We start from the raw sequence: 16,856 nt of genomic DNA, 5'->3' as shown, positions 1-16,856 counted from the left end.
TCAGCCGCCCCATGCGTATCCACGTCAGCTTCATCGACCGCGTCGGCATTACCCAGGAAGTCCTGGCCTTGCTCGGTGGGCGCAATCTCAACCTGGACGCGGTCGAGATGGTGCCGCCCAACGTCTACATCGACGCGCCGACCCTGAGCGCCGAAGTCCTCGAAGAGCTGCGGGACGCGCTGTTCAGCGTCAACGGCGTGCAGGCAGTGACCGTGGTGGACATCCTCCCCGGCCAACGCCGCCACCTGCAACTCGACGCCCTGCTGGCGGCCATGACCGACCCGGTGCTGGCCCTGGACAGCGCAGGCAAGATCCTGCTGGCCAACCCGGCGTTGATCGCCTTGTACGGTCGCGAACCGGCCGGCGAAAGCATCAGCGAACTGTTCAATGATCCGGCCTTGCTCGACACCTTGCTGGAGCAAGGCTTTCGCTTGCCTCTGCGCGAGATCAGCGTCAACGGCCAGACCTTGCTGCTGGAGGCGACACCGATCACCGATGCCGGTGCCCTGCTCAGCCTCTACCAGCCCAACCGCATCGGCGAACAATTGTCGGCGCTGCACCACGACCATGCCGAAGGTTTCGATGCGCTGCTCGGCGAGTCGCCGGCGATCCGCACCCTCAAGGCGCGCGCGCAGCGTGTCGCGGTACTCGATGCGCCGCTGTTGATCCAGGGCGAGACCGGCACCGGCAAAGAGCTGGTGGCGCGGGCCTGCCACGCCATCAGCGCACGCTGCAGTGCGCCGTTCCTGGCGCTGAACTGCGCGGCGCTGCCGGAAAACCTCGCCGAAAGCGAACTGTTCGGCTACGCCCCCGGCGCCTTTACCGGGGCCCAGCGCGGCGGTAAGCCGGGGCTGATGGAACTGGCCAACCAGGGCACGGTGTTCCTCGATGAGATCGGCGAAATGTCGCCGTACCTGCAGGCCAAGCTGCTGCGCTTTCTCAACGACGGCAGCTTTCGCCGGGTAGGCGGCGACCGCGAAGTGAAGGTGAACGTGCGTATCCTCAGCGCCACCCACCGCGACCTGGAGAAGATGGTCGCCGAGGGCACCTTTCGCGAAGACCTGTTCTACCGCCTCAACGTCCTCAATGTCGAAGTGCCGCCCCTGCGCGAGCGCGGCCAGGACATCCTGCTGCTGGCGCGCTACTTCATGCAGCAAGCCTGCGCGCAGATCCAGCGCCCGGTCTGCCGCCTGGCCCCCGGCACTTACCCGGCCTTGCTCGGCAACCGCTGGCCGGGCAACGTGCGGCAGTTGCAGAACGTGATCTTCCGCGCCGCCGCCATCTGTGAAAGCAGCCTGGTGGACATCGGCGACCTGGACATCGCCGGCACCTCGGTCGCACGTCAGAGCGACAGCGAAATCACCAGCCTGGAACAGGCCGTGGAAGACTTCGAACGCAGCCTGCTGGAGAAGCTCTACGCCAGCTACCCCTCGACCCGCCAGTTGGCGAGCCGCCTGCAAACCTCCCACACCGCTATCGCCCATCGCCTGCGCAAATACGGCATCCCCAACAAACCCTGAGCAGGGCGCTGTCCACTGTAGGAGCGAGCTTGCTCGCGAAAAACCCAAGGGCACCGCGTTCATCCAGGCTTCCCACATCATCGTTGACGATCTTCGCGAGCAAGCTCGCGCCTACAGGGCTCGCATTCCAAATTGGGTCTGAGAACGACATCAACTGTACTGAAAGCGCTACAGCGTAACGATATCGCTACAACCCTGCTTTTTGCGCGCCATGCAAGGCTTTGATCCACATAGGCTTTTTTTCCAGCGCCGAACTGTAGCGAAATCGCTACAACCTCAGCCGGCAACGCATTCGTCATTTTTATCAAGTCATTGATTTATAAACACTTAATGACATTGGCCGCGATATTGCTAAGCAACTCCCCATTATTCCAATCCCGTCCACCAGACGAATCTGGCCCCGAGGAGTTTCCATGAGCGAGTTGCGTTTCACTGAAGATCACGAATGGCTGCGCGCCGAAGCTGACGGCAGCGTCACCGTGGGTATCACCGCATTCGCGCAAAATGCGCTGGGTGATGTGGTTTTCGTGCAACTGCCAGAGTTGCAGGCTTACGAAAAAGGCGCCGAGGCGTCCACCGTCGAGTCAGTCAAAGCCGCCAGCGGCGTGTACATGCCCCTGGACGGTGAAGTGCTCGAAGTGAACGCCGAGCTGGAGGGCCGCCCGGAACTGGTCAACGAAGACCCGATGGGCGAAGGCTGGTTCTTCCGCTTTAAACCCGCCGATGCCGACGCAGTGACTACGCTGTTGGATCAGGATGCGTATGACCGCCTGATCAAAGCCACCGCCGAAGCCTGAGGAGCGCGCCATGACGATCAACTTGAGCACCGCCAACGAATTCATCGCCCGCCACATCGGGCCGCGCCAGGAAGATGAGCAGCAGATGCTCGCCAGCCTGGGCTTCGACTCCCTGGAAGCCCTGAGCGCCAGTGTGATCCCGGAAAGCATCAAGGGCACCAGCGTGCTCGGCCTGGAAGATGGCTTGAGTGAAGCCGAGGCCCTGGCCAGGATCAAAGCCATCGCCAGCCAGAACCAACTGTTCAAGACCTACATCGGCCAGGGCTACTACAACTGCCACACGCCGTCGCCGATCCTGCGCAACCTCCTCGAAAACCCGGCCTGGTACACCGCCTACACCCCGTACCAACCGGAAATTTCCCAGGGCCGCCTGGAAGCGCTGCTGAATTTCCAGACCCTGATCAGCGACCTCACCGGCCTGCCGATCGCCAACGCTTCGCTGCTCGACGAAGCCACCGCCGCCGCCGAAGCCATGACCTTCTGCAAGCGCCTGAGCAAGAACAAGGCCAGCACTGCCTTCTTCGCCTCGATCCACAGCCACCCGCAGACCCTCGACGTGCTGCGCACCCGTGCCGAGCCGCTGGGCATCGACGTGGTGGTGGGCGATGAACGCGAACTGAGTGATGTCAGCCCGTTCTTCGGTGCCCTGCTGCAATACCCGGCCAGCAACGGCGACGTGTTCGACTATCGCGAGCTGACCGAACGCTTCCACGCCGCCAACGCCCTGGTGGCCGTGGCCGCCGACCTGCTGGCCCTGACCGTGCTGACCCCACCGGGTGAGTTCGGCGCCGATGTGGCCATCGGCAGCGCGCAACGCTTCGGCGTCCCGCTGGGCTTCGGCGGCCCGCACGCGGCGTACTTCTCCACCAGGGATGCGTTCAAGCGCGACATGCCGGGCCGCCTGGTCGGTGTTTCGGTCGACCGCTTCGGCAAGCCGGCCTTGCGCCTGGCCATGCAGACCCGCGAGCAACATATCCGCCGCGAGAAAGCCACCAGCAACATCTGCACCGCCCAGGTCCTGCTCGCCAACATCGCCAGCATGTACGCCGTGTACCACGGCCCCAAAGGCCTGACCCAGATCGCCCAGCGCATTCACCAGTTGACCGCGATCCTGGCCAACGGCCTGCGCGCCCTGGGCCTGAAAGTCGAACAAGAACACTTCTTCGACACGCTGACCCTCAACACCGGCGCCCGCACCGCCGCCCTGCACGACCAGGCCCGCGCCCAGCGCATCAACCTGCGTGTGGTCGACGCCGAACGTCTCGGCCTGTCGGTCGACGAAACCACCACCCAGGCCGATATCGAAACCTTGTGGGCACTGTTTGCCGACGGTAAAGCCCTGCCGGACTTCGCCGCCAAGGTCGAAGGTAACCTGCCGGCCGCGCTGCTGCGTCAGTCGCCGATCCTGACCCATCCGGTGTTCAACCGTTATCACTCGGAAACCGAGCTGATGCGCTACCTGCGCAAGCTGGCCGACAAGGACCTGGCGCTGGACCGCACCATGATCCCGCTGGGCTCCTGCACCATGAAGCTCAACGCCGCCAGCGAAATGATCCCGGTGACCTGGGCCGAATTCGGTGCCCTGCACCCGTTCGCCCCGGCCGAACAAAGCGCCGGCTACCTGCAATTGACCTCCGACCTGGAAGCCATGCTCTGCGCGGCCACCGGCTACGACGCCATCTCGCTGCAACCGAACGCCGGTTCCCAGGGCGAATACGCGGGCTTGTTGGCGATTCGCGCCTATCACCAGAGCCGTGGCGATCAGCACCGCGACATCTGCCTGATCCCGTCGTCGGCCCACGGCACCAACCCGGCCACCGCCCACATGGCCGGCATGCGCGTGGTGGTGACCTCTTGCGACGCGCGCGGCAACGTCGACATCGAAGACCTGCGCGCCAAAGCCATCGAGCACCGCGACCACCTCGCCGCGCTGATGATCACCTACCCGTCGACCCACGGCGTGTTCGAAGAAGGTATCCGCGAGATCTGCGGGATCATTCACGACAACGGCGGCCAGGTGTACATCGACGGCGCCAACATGAACGCCATGGTCGGCCTGTGCGCGCCGGGCAAGTTCGGCGGCGACGTCTCGCACCTGAACCTGCACAAGACCTTCTGCATCCCCCACGGCGGCGGCGGCCCGGGCGTTGGCCCGATCGGCGTCAAATCCCACCTGGCCCCATTCCTGCCCGGCCACGCGGCCATGGCACGCAAGGAAGGCGCGGTGTGCGCGGCGCCGTTCGGCAGCGCGAGCATCCTGCCGATCACCTGGATGTACATCAGCATGATGGGCGGCGCGGGCCTCAAGCGCGCTTCGCAGCTGGCGATCCTGAACGCCAACTACATTTCCCGTCGCCTGGAAGAGCACTACCCAGTGCTCTACACCGGCAGCAACGGCCTGGTGGCGCATGAATGCATCCTGGACTTGCGCCCGTTGAAAGACAGCAGCGGCATCAGCGTGGATGACGTGGCCAAGCGCCTGATCGACTTCGGCTTCCACGCGCCGACCATGTCGTTCCCGGTGGCCGGCACCTTAATGATCGAGCCGACCGAAAGTGAATCCAGGGAAGAACTGGACCGCTTCTGCGACGCGATGATCGCCATCCGCGAAGAAATCCGCGCGGTGGAAAACGGCACCTTGGACAAGGACGACAACCCGCTGAAAAACGCCCCGCACACCGCGGCGGAACTGGTGGGCGAATGGAGCCACCCTTACAGCCGTGAACAAGCGGTGTACCCGCTGGCGTCGTTGATCGACGGCAAGTACTGGCCGCCGGTCGGCCGGGTCGACAACGTGTTCGGCGATCGCAACCTCGTGTGCGCCTGCCCTTCGATCGAGAGCTACGCATAACCTGGTCAAGAATGTGGGAGGGGGCTTGCTCCCGATGGCAGAGTGTCAGTTGATAAATCTGGTGACTGACACCCCCTCATCGGGGGCAAGTCGAATCGTCGCACCGCCCCTCCCACACTTGACCGCGTATGACCTCAAGAATAATAAGAACCTGGAGAACAACTCATGTCGTTAAGCGTGTTCGACCTGTTCAAGATTGGCATCGGCCCCTCCAGCTCCCACACCGTCGGCCCGATGCGCGCCGCCGCGCGCTTTGTCGAGGGCTTGCGCCGTGACGACCTGCTGAGCGCCACCACCTGCGTCAAGGTGGAACTCTACGGCTCACTCGGTGCCACCGGCAAAGGCCACGGCAGCGACAAGGCCGTGTTGCTCGGCCTGGAAGGCGAACACCCGGACACCGTGAACACAGAAACCGTCGCCACGCGCCTGGCACAGATGCGCAGCGCCGGCCGTTTGAACCTGCTCGGCGAACACAGCATTGTGTTCAACGAGAAAGAACACCTGGCGATGATTCGCAAACCCCTCGCCTATCACCCCAACGGCATGATCTTCCGTGCCTTCGACGCCGCCGGCATCCAGATCCGCAGCCGCGAGTACTACTCGGTGGGCGGTGGCTTTGTGGTAGATGAAGACGCTGCCGGCGCCGACCGGATCGTCGAAGACGCCACGCCGCTGACCTTCCCGTTCAAGAGCGCCAAGGACTTGCTCGGTCATTGCGCCACCTACGGGCTGTCCATCAGCCAGGTGATGCTGACCAATGAAAGTGCCTGGCGCCCCGAAGCCGAAACCCGCAACGGCCTGCTGAAGATCTGGCAGGTGATGCAGGACTGTGTGGACGCTGGCTGTCGCAATGAAGGGATCTTGCCGGGAGGCTTGAAGGTCAAGCGTCGTGCCGCCGCCCTGCATCGCCAGCTGTGCAAGAACCCGGAGTCGGCCCTGCGCGACCCGTTGTCGGTACTCGATTGGGTCAACCTGTACGCGCTGGCGGTCAACGAAGAAAACGCCAACGGCGGGCGCGTGGTCACCGCGCCTACCAACGGTGCGGCCGGGATTGTGCCGGCGGTGCTGCATTACTACATGCGCTTTATCCCCGGCGCGAGTGAAGACGGCGTAGTGCGCTTTCTGCTCACCGCCGCCGCGATCGGGATTCTGTACAAGGAAAACGCGTCGATCTCCGGTGCCGAGGTTGGCTGCCAGGGTGAAGTCGGCGTGGCCTGCTCGATGGCCGCCGGAGCGCTGTGCGAAGTGTTGGGCGGCAGCGCGTCCCAGGTCGAAAACGCCGCCGAGATCGGCATGGAACACAACCTCGGCCTGACGTGCGACCCGATCGGCGGCCTGGTGCAAGTGCCCTGCATCGAGCGCAATGCCATGGGCTCGGTCAAAGCCATCAACGCAGTGCGTATGGCCTTGCGCGGCGATGGGCAGCATTTTGTGTCCCTCGACAAGGTCATCCGCACCATGCGCCAGACCGGCGCCGACATGAAAAGCAAATACAAGGAAACCGCCCGTGGCGGTTTGGCGGTCAACATTATCGAGTGCTGACGCTTAGAAGCGCGTCCGCACGTTTTTCAGGAGCTGAATATGTCCACCGAAACCCTGTTGAAAACCCCGTTGCACGCGCTGCACATCGAACTCGGCGCGCGCATGGTGCCCTTCGCCGGCTACGACATGCCGGTGCAATACCCATTGGGCGTGATGAAAGAACACCTGCACACCCGTGATCAGGCCGGGCTGTTCGACGTGTCTCACATGGGCCAGATCCGCCTGACCGGCGCCAATGCCGCCAAGGCCCTGGAAACCCTGGTGCCGGTGGATATCATCGACCTGCCCGTAGGCATGCAGCGCTATGCCATGTTCACCAACGAGCAGGGCGGTATTCTCGACGACCTGATGGTGGCCAACCTGGGGAACGACGAGCTGTTCCTGGTGGTCAACGCGGCCTGCAAGGACCAGGACCTGGCGCACCTGCGCGCCAGGATTGGCGACCAGTGCAGCATCGAGCCGCTGTTCGAAGAACGCGCCCTGCTCGCCCTGCAAGGCCCGGCAGCGGTAAAAGTGCTGGCACGCCTGGCCCCTGAAGTGACCAAGATGACCTTCATGCAATTCACGTCCCTGCGCCTGCTGGGCGTGGACTGCTATGTCAGCCGCTCCGGCTACACCGGTGAAGACGGCTTTGAAATCTCGGTGCCCGCCGCCCACGCCGAAAGCCTGGCCCGCAGCCTGCTGGCCGAGACCGAAGTCCAGGCCATCGGCCTGGGCGCCCGCGACTCGCTGCGCCTGGAAGCCGGCCTGTGCCTGTATGGCCACGACATGAACACCGACACCACCCCGATCGAAGCCAGCCTGCTCTGGGCGATCTCCAAGGCCCGTCGCGCCGACGGCGCTCGTGCCGGTGGCTTTCCCGGCGCCGACCGGATCTTTACCCAGCAGCAAGCCGGTGTGAGCCGCAAACGTGTCGGCCTGCTGACTCAGGAGCGCACACCCGTGCGTGAAGGTGCGGAAATCGTCGACGAACACGGCACCGTGGTCGGCAGCGTCTGCAGCGGCGGCTTTGGCCCGAGCCTCGGCGGCCCGTTGGCGATGGCCTACCTGGACAGCGCGTTCACTGCGTTGGATACCGAAGTTTCTGCACTGGTGCGTGGGAAAAAGGTGCCACTTCGTGTAAGTAAAATGCCATTTGTGCCGCAACGGTACTACCGCGGCTGATTGATTGTTTCTATAAGTAACGCGGTTGCGTTAACGCGCACTAATCTGTAACGCAACCGCCATAAAACAGTGCATTGACGATAGTCATTGTTATAGGGGTCAACCTATAACAAGTGACCATTTCTATCGAATAAGTCGTCCGCCCATTGTTCCCCCAAGTGCCACAAAGCCGAGCAAAACCTGGGCTTTGCGCAGGGCTTGTTTTTTCTCCATTAGTTGACGTAGAGTTTGCTCACTGTGTTTGCATGGGTCGCTTGGAACCTGGACCTGGGCAGTAGCCAAAGTTTGCTACAACCCGTTCGACGTCTCTTACTTTCCTGCAACCCAGCCCAGTACTCTTTCATGCGAAAGGGGCTGTCATTCATTTTTAGCGTCAAGGAAATAAGAAAATGTCGGATAAACGTCAGAGCGGTACCGTCAAGTGGTTTAACGACGAGAAAGGGTTTGGTTTTATCACTCCAGAAAGCGGTCCGGATCTGTTCGTGCATTTCCGCGCTATTCAGGGCAACGGCTTCAAGAGCCTGAAAGAAGGCCAGAAAGTGTCTTTCGTCGCCGTGCAAGGCCAGAAAGGCATGCAGGCTGACGAAGTGATCGCCGAAGGCTGATCCCTCCTGCGACAAAAAGCCCCTGATGGTGACATCAGGGGCTTTTTTATGGGCGCGGTAAGGGCATTGCGCCGTAAAATGCTTTTTTTCTTCAGAGAGCCGGCCATGTCCAAACCCCTGCTGAGCCCCCAAGGCGAATCCCCCGCCGTTGGCCTGGGCCGTCGTCTGGCAGCGATGTTCTATGACTTCCTCCTCTGCACGGCGCTACTGATTGTCACGGCCTTTCTCTACAAGCTGGTGTGGATCGCATTCGTGGGCGAAGCCAAAATGCGTACCCTCACCGAATCCGGCGCGCTGGACGGCGACCCGCTGCTGTCGACGATTCTGTTCTTCGTGCTGTTTGGCTTCTTCGCCAAGTTCTGGACCCATTCCGGGCAGACCCTGGGCATGCAGGTGTGGGGCGTGCGCGTACAGAACGCCGACGGCTCGCGGATCAGCCTGTGGCAGGCGCTGTTGCGCTTTGTGGTGTCGATTGCATCGTGGTTGTGCGTGGGGCTGGGGTTTATCTGGTCACTGTTCGACAAGCAGAAACGCAGCTGGCACGACATTTATTCTGACACGCAGTTGGTGCAGGTTCCGAAGCGGAAAAAATAACGCCCTGCTGGTGCGGATCAAAATGTGGGAGGGGGCTTGCCCCCTCCCACATGTTCGACCGGGTCAGGCGTTGCCGGCCAGCTTCAGGCGCGCGGCCTGGGTGAAGTCCAACATGCGCTTGAGCGGGCGCACCGCCTGCGGGATCACCGAAGGCTCGACGAAGATCTCGTTGCTGCCCTCACGCAGGCACTGCAGCGTGCGCTCCAGCGTATTCATCGCCATCCACGGGCAGTGCGCGCAACTGCGGCACGCCGCGCCGTTGCCGGCGGTAGGCGCTTCGACGAAGACCTTGTCCGGGCACAGCTGCTGCATCTTGTAGAAAATGCCGCGGTCGGTGGCGACAATGAACGTTTTGTTCGGTAAACGCTGAGCGGCGGCAATCAGTTGGCTGGTGGAACCCACTGCATCCGCCAGTTCGATCACCGAGGTCGGGGATTCCGGGTGGACCAGGATCGCCGCGTCCGGGTACAGCGCCTTCATGTCTTCCAGCTGCTTGGACTTGAACTCTTCGTGGACGATGCACGCACCGTCCCACAGCAGCATGTCGGCACCGGTCTGGCGCTGAATGTAAGTACCCAGGTGCTTGTCCGGCCCCCAGATAATGGTCTCGCCGTTGTCCATCAGGCTTTCGACGATTTCCAGCGCGCAGCTGGAAGTCACCACCCAGTCCGCCCGCGCCTTGACCGCCGCCGAGGTGTTGGCATACACCACCACCGTGCGTTCGGGGTGTTGATCGCAGAACGCGGAAAACTCCTCCACCGGACAGCCCAGGTCGAGGGAGCACGTGGCTTCCAGGGTCGGCATCAGGATGCGTTTTTCGGGGGTAAGGATTTTGGCCGTCTCGCCCATGAAACGCACACCGGCGACCAGTACGGTCTTGGCCGGGTGAGCAGCGCCGAAGCGTGCCATTTCAAGGGAGTCGGAGACACAGCCGCCGGTTTCTTCGGCCAGGGCCTGAATCACCGGGTCGCAATAGAAGTGGGCGACCAGCACCGCGTCCTGAGCTTTGAGCTCGGCGGCGATGGCGGTACGCAGGCTAGCTTCTTCCTCGGCACTGAGGGCCTTGGGCTGCTTGGCGTCGAGGTGGGCTTGAACCAGAAGGCGTTCGGAAATTTGCGTCATGTTCGCAAGACCTGCAGGCGCCGTTGCGCGAAAGTCGAGTGTACCACCGGCTCTGGAGCCCTTCAGGCGCCGCCGGACGAAGTGATGATGTCATCAAGCACGGGTTAAGGTGAAGCTGCGCAAGGCTACAGAATATCGAATGGATTCAAAAGCCTAATCTGGCATGGCGCGACGCATCTGTCGGGCAAAAAAAACGCGAAGGCGCATCACTGGGGCTTCGCGCGTTGACCCTCAGCGCATCAGCACATCCGGATCATCCTGCAACAGGACTGAGTCATGCATCTTCGCCAATGCATCCTTCAACGTCGACTGCTCCAGCGCATCCTTGGATTTTTTGCTTTCCCTGCCCGCGTGTTCGAGCAGCGCCAAGTAGTCACGCTTGGATGAGCCTTCCTTCGGCACCACGGTGTCTTCTACCAGGTTGGCCATCACATACTTCTGCGTGTGGGTATTCTGGGAAGCCGACTGTGTGACGGAAGCACGGGGCAATTGGCTGTCTTTATAGGCAAAGCTCGCGGTGCTGCTGGCCCTGTCCTGTACGTGCACATACAGGTAATTCTGCGATTCGCGACTGCCATCAAACACCGGCGGTTTCCCACCATCAAGGCCTCTGTGGAAGCTCGCCGAAAGCACCGATTGCTGGTTCTGGGTGACGCTGCGATCCGCGCTGCTGCGACCATTAACCTGGTTTTTTTTCGACACATTGTAAGAAAAGCTGTCGACCTCTGAAGGGCGCATCGGGTTGGAGCTGTCTACGGCCTGCTTGATGGAAGCCTTGAAGTCCGCCAGACCGGTCAGCAAGCCTTTATCGCTCGGATTGTTGCTCAAGGCTTCCACGGCCCGGTCGGCCGTGGTGTTGAGCACCGACTGTGAAATGTCCGCGCCGCCGCCTTTGGCGAACTGCGCCACCAATGCTGCCCCCAAGCCGCTGTAGCGACTGGCCGTGGAGGTCGAGTTAAAGCGGGTGTTGATGATCTTGCTGACTGCGTCCTGGCTGTTATTTTCCCAGGCTCGCACACTTTCCCGACCCGGCATCTGCCCGTCTCGGGAGTAGATATCAACGACATCGGCAGCCGGATTACCGAGGCTGACCACCGACGCAGGTCGCACCGGCGAGACATCGACAGTGTTCGCCGAAATGGCGAGCGGTGTGGCTACAGCGCGAACAATGAGGGGATTGCTAGCGATGATCGGAGTTAGCGTAGTCATGACAGTCCATGTCTTGAAAGCTTAGCCTCCAATCTAGCCAAGATACGCCGCGTATTGACAGCATTAAAGCCGAAATAAGTGGCAAAGAGCCACATCAAAAAAAACCGCCTCTTTGCCGCATCACGCAGACTCAGGAGCTGTAAGTCAACGCCACACATACCGCGCGATCGCTCGTAGGAATATGTACAGAACGTGCCGGCATTATCCAATGCCTTCCCACAGCAAAAGCAGTGCAGTGCGTAAGGAAGTCGCTGGTGGGGGGAGGTATCTTAATGACATGATGAAGGCCATTTAACCCGCTCGGCCAAACTCAAATGAATAGCACCGTCGGGATGGGCTCTGAGGTCAGCGAGCTGGCCACCTCCGGCCTGAGCCAAAACGAAGCGTTCACCGAGCGCGTACTGGCCAGCATCAACGATTGCATCCAAGTACTCGATCTCGATGCCCGCCTCACGTTCATGAGCGAAGGCGGCCAAAACATCATGGAGGTCAGTGACTTCAACACCATCCGTGGCTGCTCCTGGCCCGATTTCTGGCAGGATCAAGGCAACCTAGACGCCAAGGACGCCGTACAGGCCGCCAGAAACGGCGAAAGCGCCAGCTTTATCGGCCCGGCCCAGACCCTGGCCGGTAACCTGAAGTGGTGGCATGTACAGGTGAGCCCGATCCTGGGCAGTAACGGCCGGCCGGAACAGATCCTCTGCGTATCCCGCGACATCACGGCCCTGCGTGAAGCCGAAGAAGCACTGCGCAAGCTCAACGAGTCCCTGGAACAGCGGGTGGTGGAACGCACCCGCGACCGCGACCGCATCTGGCGCCTGTCCCCGGACCTGATGCTGGTGGCCCAACTCGACGGCGTGATCTCCGCCGTCAACCCAGCCTGGACTCGCATGCTCGGCCACGCCGAACACGACTTGGTGGGCAGCCAGTTGCTGGCCCTGGTTCACCCGGACGACTTGGCCGACTCCGCATCGGCAGTCAGCCGCCTGGGAGACGGCAAGAACTTCCCCAACTTCAAGAACCGTTACCGCCACCAGGATGGCAGCTATCGCATGATCGCCTGGACCGCCGTACCCGACAGCGACTACATCCATGCGGTGGGCCGGGATATCCAGGCCGAAGAAGAAGCCAAGGACGCCCTGCGCCTGTCGGAAGATGCCTTGCGCCAATCCCAGAAACTGGAAACCATTGGCCAACTTACCGGCGGCGTCGCACACGACTTCAATAACCTGCTGACGGTAATCAAATCCTGCGCCGACCTACTCAAGACCCCATCCCTGAGCGAAGTGCGGCGCATCAAATACATCGATGCCATCGCCAGCACCGTCGACCGCGCCGCCCGCCTGACCGCGCAACTGCTGACCTTCGCCCGCCGCCAGGCCCTGCGCCCGGAAGTATTCAATGTCGGCGACAGCGTGTTGCGGGTGGGCGAGATGATGGACAGCCTGACTGGCTCGCGGATCAAGGTCACCATCGAAGTGCCGGATGAGCCCTGCTTTATAAACGCCGATGAAAGCCAGTTCGATACCGCGCTGGTGAACATGGTGGTCAATGCGCGGGATGCCATGGCCGGCAATGGCCACTTGACCATCCAGGTCGCGACAGCCGCCTGGCTGCCGTCGGTGCGCGCCCACCCGGGGCGGGTCGCCGACTACGTGACCATCGCATTGAGCGACACCGGATCAGGCATTGCGCCGGAAAAACTCGACGCCATCTTCGAACCCTTCTACACCACCAAAGGCATCGGCCAAGGCACCGGGCTGGGCTTGTCGCAAGTGTTCGGCTTTGCCAAACAGTCGGGCGGGGAGATTCTGGTGCAGAGCGAACGCGGCAAAGGCAGCCAGTTTACGTTGTACCTGCCCAAGGTCGAGGCCAGCACGATCCCGACCGCCCAGGACAACCATCGCGTACCGATCGTCTCGAACTTGTGCGTGCTGATGGTCGAGGACAATGCTGACGTTGGCCTCTACACCTCGCAGACCCTGGAACAGATGGGCTTTCACGTGTTGTGGGTGCCGGACGCCAAGAGCGCACTGGAAGCCCTGGCCCCCAACCCGGAAAGTTTCCAGGTGGTGTTCTCCGACATCTCCATGCCCGGCATGAGCGGCCTGGAACTGCTCGACGCGATCGAGGCGCTCTATCCATGGCTGCCGGTGGTGCTCACCACCGGCTACAACGACGAATACGCGCGCATTGCCCAAGAAGAAGCCAAGCGTTTTGTACTGCTGCAGAAACCCTATGCCACCGAGACGCTGGCCTTGCTCCTGCAAAAGGTCGTCAAGGGCCGTCTGGGCGGCTTGATGGGGGTGGAGTAGGTCGACGCGACTTTAGGATCAGCACGCTGTCGCCTTTCAGCATCGGAAGGCGGGTTGCATGTGGTGGGACTTGGCAGCTTACACGGGCTTTTCACAAGGCAAAAAAAAACCCGGAAATCCTCACTTGCGTGGGCCTTCCGGATTTTCTAAACCGCCAAAAATGGTGGGTCGTGTGGGATTCGAACCTACGACCAATTGGTTAAAAGCCAACTGCTCTACCAACTGAGCTAACGACCCGCTGTGTTGTGGCGCGTATAATACTGATTTCTAAGGATTATTCAACACCTTATTTTAAATAAATCAAAAATAACGCGTTGGGTCCGTAATTCCGGCCATTTTGAAGCCTTCTGCACGCAGTCGGCAGCTGTCGCATTTCCCACAAGCACGGCCGTCATCGTCTGCCTGATAGCAGGAAACAGTCAGCGAATAATCGACGCCAAGCCCTACGCCAGCCTTCACGATATCGGCCTTGCTGAGGTTTTGCAGCGGCGCCAGGATACGGAAGCCCTGCCCCTCTACCCCGGCCTTGGTCGCCAGGTTGGCCATGCGTTCGAACGACTCGATGAACTCTGGGCGGCAGTCCGGGTAGCCGGAATAATCCACTGCGTTGACGCCGATGAAGATATCGCGGGCATTCAGCACTTCCGCCCAGCCAAGGGCCAGGGACAGGAACACGGTGTTGCGCGCCGGGACGTAGGTGATCGGGATGCCTTCGCTGGGTGCTTCCGGCACGTCGATGCTGCTGTCGGTGAGCGCCGAGCCGCCGATGCCGTTGAGATTCAGGCCAATGACCTTGTGCTCGGCCACACCCATGTCGCGGGCGACGCGGGCAGCGGCGTTCAGCTCGGCGCGATGGCGCTGGCCGTAGTCGAAGCTCATGGTGTAGCAGGTGTAGCCTTCAGCCTGCGCCATGGCCACCACCGTGGCGGAGTCGAGGCCGCCGGACAGCAGGATTACCGCACGTTTTTGATCAATCGGTTGCTCAGTCATTTCAGCGTCCTGGCTCGTCGTTCCAAAGGTATTTATGCAGTTGCAGTTGCAGACGGACCGGTAGGTTATCAGCCACCACCCAGTCGGCCAGGTCGCGTGCGTTCAGGTCGTGATGGCTTGGAGAGAACAGCACCTCGCCCGCGCGGCGGTCCAGGCCGTACTGGATCAGCTTGGAGCTCGCCCAGTCGTAATCGTCGCGGGAACAGATCACGAACTTGACTTGGTCGTTGGCCGTCAGCAGGTCCAGGTTCTCGTAGAGGTTGCGATGCGCCTCTTTGGAGCCAGGGGTCTTGAGATCGACCACTCGGCTTACACGCGGGTCCACCGCGGAAATATCCAGGGCGCCGCTGGTTTCCAGGGACACCTCGTAACCGGCGTCACACAGCTGCTTGAGCAAAGGGATGGCGTTGGGTTGCGCCAGCGGCTCACCGCCGGTCACGCAGACGTAGCGCGGCCGGTAACCGGCAACCTGTTCAAGGATGTCTTCAAGGGTTCGCACGGTGCCGCCACTGAAGGCGTAGGCGCTGTCACAGTACTGGCAACGCAGAGGGCAACCGGTCAGGCGCACAAATACTGTGGGCAGGCCGGCCGTTCGCGTTTCACCCTGTAACGAGTAAAAAACTTCGGTGATGCGTAATGTGTCTTGCATAGTCGCCACGGGCGTAACAGCTAAACAGGCTGTCCGCCTCCGTCAGGCACTTCAAGGAATTCCGCCAACGCGTAAACCCCAGGAAGCGTGTTTCATAAAAGGGCGTGGATTCTAACGAAAAAACCCGCGCCAGGCGCGGGTTTCTTCTAAACGGACAGCATCGCTTACAAGCGCTGCAGGTCGCGTTGAGCCAACTGGGCAGCGGAAGTCCCCGGATACTGGGCAACGACCTGCTGCAGAATGCCTTTGACCTTGTCGGTGTGACCCAGGCGGCGTTCTACGTCAGCGAGTTTGTACAGCGAATCCGGCACTTTGGCGTGCTTGGGGTACAGCTGGCTGACCTTGGCAAATGCCTGGCCCGCCCCCTGCAGATCACCCTTTGCCAGGTTTACCTCACCCAGCCAGTACTGGGCGTTGCCCGCGTACTGACTGTTTGGGTAACGACCGAGGAATGCGGTGAAGGCCTTGCTGGCCTTGTCGAAATCCTTGGCCTTGATCAGGTCGAAGGCTGCATCGTAATACAGTTTTTCCTTCGCCGGATCACCCGGTTCGCTGCTGGCGGCAGGGGCTGCGGCCCCGGCTGCTGCACCACCGGCGGCGGCACTTGGCGCGCCACCGGCAGAAGAATTATCAGGAGTAGCGGCAGGTGTAACGCCGGCTCCTATGCGTCGATCAAGATCCTGGTATCGCTCCAGGCCTTCTTGCTTCAGCTGGTTCACTTGATTCTGCAGAACTTCAATGGCGCCTTGTTGCTGCGACAATTGATCCTGCATGCGTTGCAACTGGTTGAACAGTTCGCCCTGTGCCGAGGGAGCGGACGTAGCCGCCCCCCCAGCATAGGCGCCGTTCGTGCCATAACCTGCTGGCGGATAACTGCTCCCGCTATTGTTATAGCCTGAGTTGCTATCTTCCACAGGAACCGCAGCCCACACCGCAAGCGGCGCGAGGCTGAGAGCCAATACAGTTAGAGCACGACGGCACGTTCGCATGACGAATTACTTACGCAGTTCGACGCGACGGTTTTGAGCCCAGGACTGCTCGTCGTGGCCAGTAGCAACTGGACGCTCTTTACCGTAGGAAACCAGTTCCAGTTGGCCTGGAGCAACACCTTGCAGTACCAGATAGCGCTGAACGGCTTTCGCACGACGCTCGCCCAGTGCCATGTTGTACTCGCGAGTACCACGTTCGTCGGTGTTACCTTCCAGAACAACGCGAGCGCCGTTAGCTTTCAGGTCCTTCGCGTGAACGTCCAGAGCGCGCATGGCTTCTGGTTTCAGGTCCGAACTGTCGTATTCGAAGTAGAAAGTGGTGATTGCGCGCAGAGCAGCTTCTTCGCTCAGGGAGCCGTCAACTGCACCAGTGTTGGCGCCATAACCAGCGTTTGGATCAACAGCTGCGCCTTCACCGGCATTGTCGCCGCCTTTAGACGAGCAACCAACGGCTACGGACAGAGCCAGAGCCAGAGCAGCAAACTTACCAAACTTCAGCATTTCCATCG

14 protein-coding genes and 1 tRNA gene are annotated in these 16,856 nt (G+C 61.2%); 8 read left to right on the top strand and 7 right to left on the bottom strand.

The genetic code is table 11. The annotated features are described in order from the left end of the window. Positions 1-11 precede the first annotated feature (11 nt). The 7 genes from NR164_RS14935 (at position 12) to NR164_RS14905 (ending at position 9,073) form a co-directional block, all read left to right on the top strand. Positions 12-1,520: a sigma-54-dependent transcriptional regulator gene (locus NR164_RS14935; protein ID WP_017847144.1), complete on the top strand. Its 1,509-nt coding sequence runs from the start codon at positions 12-14 to the stop codon at positions 1,518-1,520. 413 nt (positions 1,521-1,933) lie between these two features. After that, positions 1,934-2,317 carry a glycine cleavage system protein GcvH gene (gene gcvH / locus NR164_RS14930; RefSeq protein WP_046490087.1) on the top strand — a complete coding sequence of 128 codons (384 nt, stop codon included), beginning with the start codon at positions 1,934-1,936 and terminating at the stop codon, positions 2,315-2,317. Positions 2,318-2,327: 10 nt separating this feature from the next. After that, positions 2,328-5,168 (top strand): aminomethyl-transferring glycine dehydrogenase, encoded by a 2,841-nt coding sequence (gene gcvP, locus NR164_RS14925; RefSeq protein ID WP_256822904.1) that lies wholly within the window; start codon positions 2,328-2,330, stop codon positions 5,166-5,168. A gap of 165 nt (positions 5,169-5,333) precedes the next feature. Then, positions 5,334-6,710 carry an L-serine ammonia-lyase gene (locus tag NR164_RS14920; protein WP_256822903.1) on the top strand — a complete coding sequence of 459 codons (1,377 nt, stop codon included), beginning with the start codon at positions 5,334-5,336 and terminating at the stop codon, positions 6,708-6,710. 39 nt (positions 6,711-6,749) lie between these two features. Continuing rightward, on the top strand, positions 6,750-7,874 hold the full coding sequence (gcvT, locus tag NR164_RS14915) for a glycine cleavage system aminomethyltransferase GcvT (RefSeq protein ID WP_017847140.1): 1,125 nt from the start codon (positions 6,750-6,752) through the stop codon (positions 7,872-7,874). A 389-nt stretch (positions 7,875-8,263) separates the two neighbouring features. Continuing rightward, positions 8,264-8,479 (top strand): cold-shock protein, encoded by a 216-nt coding sequence (locus NR164_RS14910; RefSeq protein ID WP_017847139.1) that lies wholly within the window; start codon positions 8,264-8,266, stop codon positions 8,477-8,479. 105 nt (positions 8,480-8,584) lie between these two features. Then, positions 8,585-9,073, top strand: coding sequence for an RDD family protein (locus NR164_RS14905; protein ID WP_256822902.1), 489 nt, complete (start codon positions 8,585-8,587; stop codon positions 9,071-9,073). Between the two features lie 63 nt (positions 9,074-9,136). Here the strand turns inward: NR164_RS14905 and nadA are convergent, their stop codons facing one another. Beyond that, positions 9,137-10,195 carry a quinolinate synthase NadA gene (nadA, locus tag NR164_RS14900; protein ID WP_017847137.1) on the bottom strand — a complete coding sequence of 353 codons (1,059 nt, stop codon included), beginning with the start codon at positions 10,193-10,195 and terminating at the stop codon, positions 9,137-9,139. A 231-nt stretch (positions 10,196-10,426) separates the two neighbouring features. Further along, a complete protein-coding gene (locus tag NR164_RS14895; protein WP_256822923.1) occupies positions 10,427-11,230 on the bottom strand; it encodes a hypothetical protein in 804 nt (267 codons plus the stop codon). Between the two features lie 488 nt (positions 11,231-11,718). Here NR164_RS14895 and NR164_RS14890 point away from each other — a divergent pair, with 488 nt between their 5' ends. Then, on the top strand, positions 11,719-13,719 hold the full coding sequence (locus NR164_RS14890; protein ID WP_256822901.1) for a PAS domain-containing sensor histidine kinase: 2,001 nt from the start codon (positions 11,719-11,721) through the stop codon (positions 13,717-13,719). A 161-nt stretch (positions 13,720-13,880) separates the two neighbouring features. Here NR164_RS14890 and NR164_RS14885 read toward each other — a convergent pair. The 5 genes from NR164_RS14885 to pal all read right to left on the bottom strand — a co-directional run bounded on the left by NR164_RS14885 (position 13,881) and on the right by pal (position 16,854). Further along, positions 13,881-13,956: transfer RNA gene (locus tag NR164_RS14885), tRNA-Lys, on the bottom strand. A 63-nt stretch (positions 13,957-14,019) separates the two neighbouring features. Then, the gene (queC, locus tag NR164_RS14880) at positions 14,020-14,694 is read right to left on the bottom strand and encodes a 7-cyano-7-deazaguanine synthase QueC (protein WP_162231531.1); all 675 of its coding nucleotides are present in this window, start codon (positions 14,692-14,694) and stop codon (positions 14,020-14,022) included. A 16-nt stretch (positions 14,695-14,710) separates the two neighbouring features. Beyond that, complete coding sequence (queE, locus tag NR164_RS14875; RefSeq protein ID WP_017847133.1) at positions 14,711-15,358, bottom strand: 7-carboxy-7-deazaguanine synthase QueE; 648 nt, start codon at positions 15,356-15,358, stop codon at positions 14,711-14,713. Between the two features lie 164 nt (positions 15,359-15,522). Then, complete coding sequence (gene ybgF / locus NR164_RS14870) at positions 15,523-16,347, bottom strand: tol-pal system protein YbgF (protein WP_046490075.1); 825 nt, start codon at positions 16,345-16,347, stop codon at positions 15,523-15,525. A 6-nt stretch (positions 16,348-16,353) separates the two neighbouring features. Further along, on the bottom strand, positions 16,354-16,854 hold the full coding sequence (gene pal / locus NR164_RS14865; protein WP_003209827.1) for a peptidoglycan-associated lipoprotein Pal: 501 nt from the start codon (positions 16,852-16,854) through the stop codon (positions 16,354-16,356). Positions 16,855-16,856: the final 2 nt, after the last annotated feature.

The sequence above is a fragment of the Pseudomonas sp. Pse79 genome, assembly GCF_024519615.1.
Taxonomy (GTDB): Bacteria; Pseudomonadota; Gammaproteobacteria; order Pseudomonadales; family Pseudomonadaceae; genus Aquipseudomonas; species Aquipseudomonas veronii.
The sequence above is the reverse complement of the archived record's forward strand: the minus strand, read 5'-3'. Positions and strand labels throughout refer to the sequence as shown.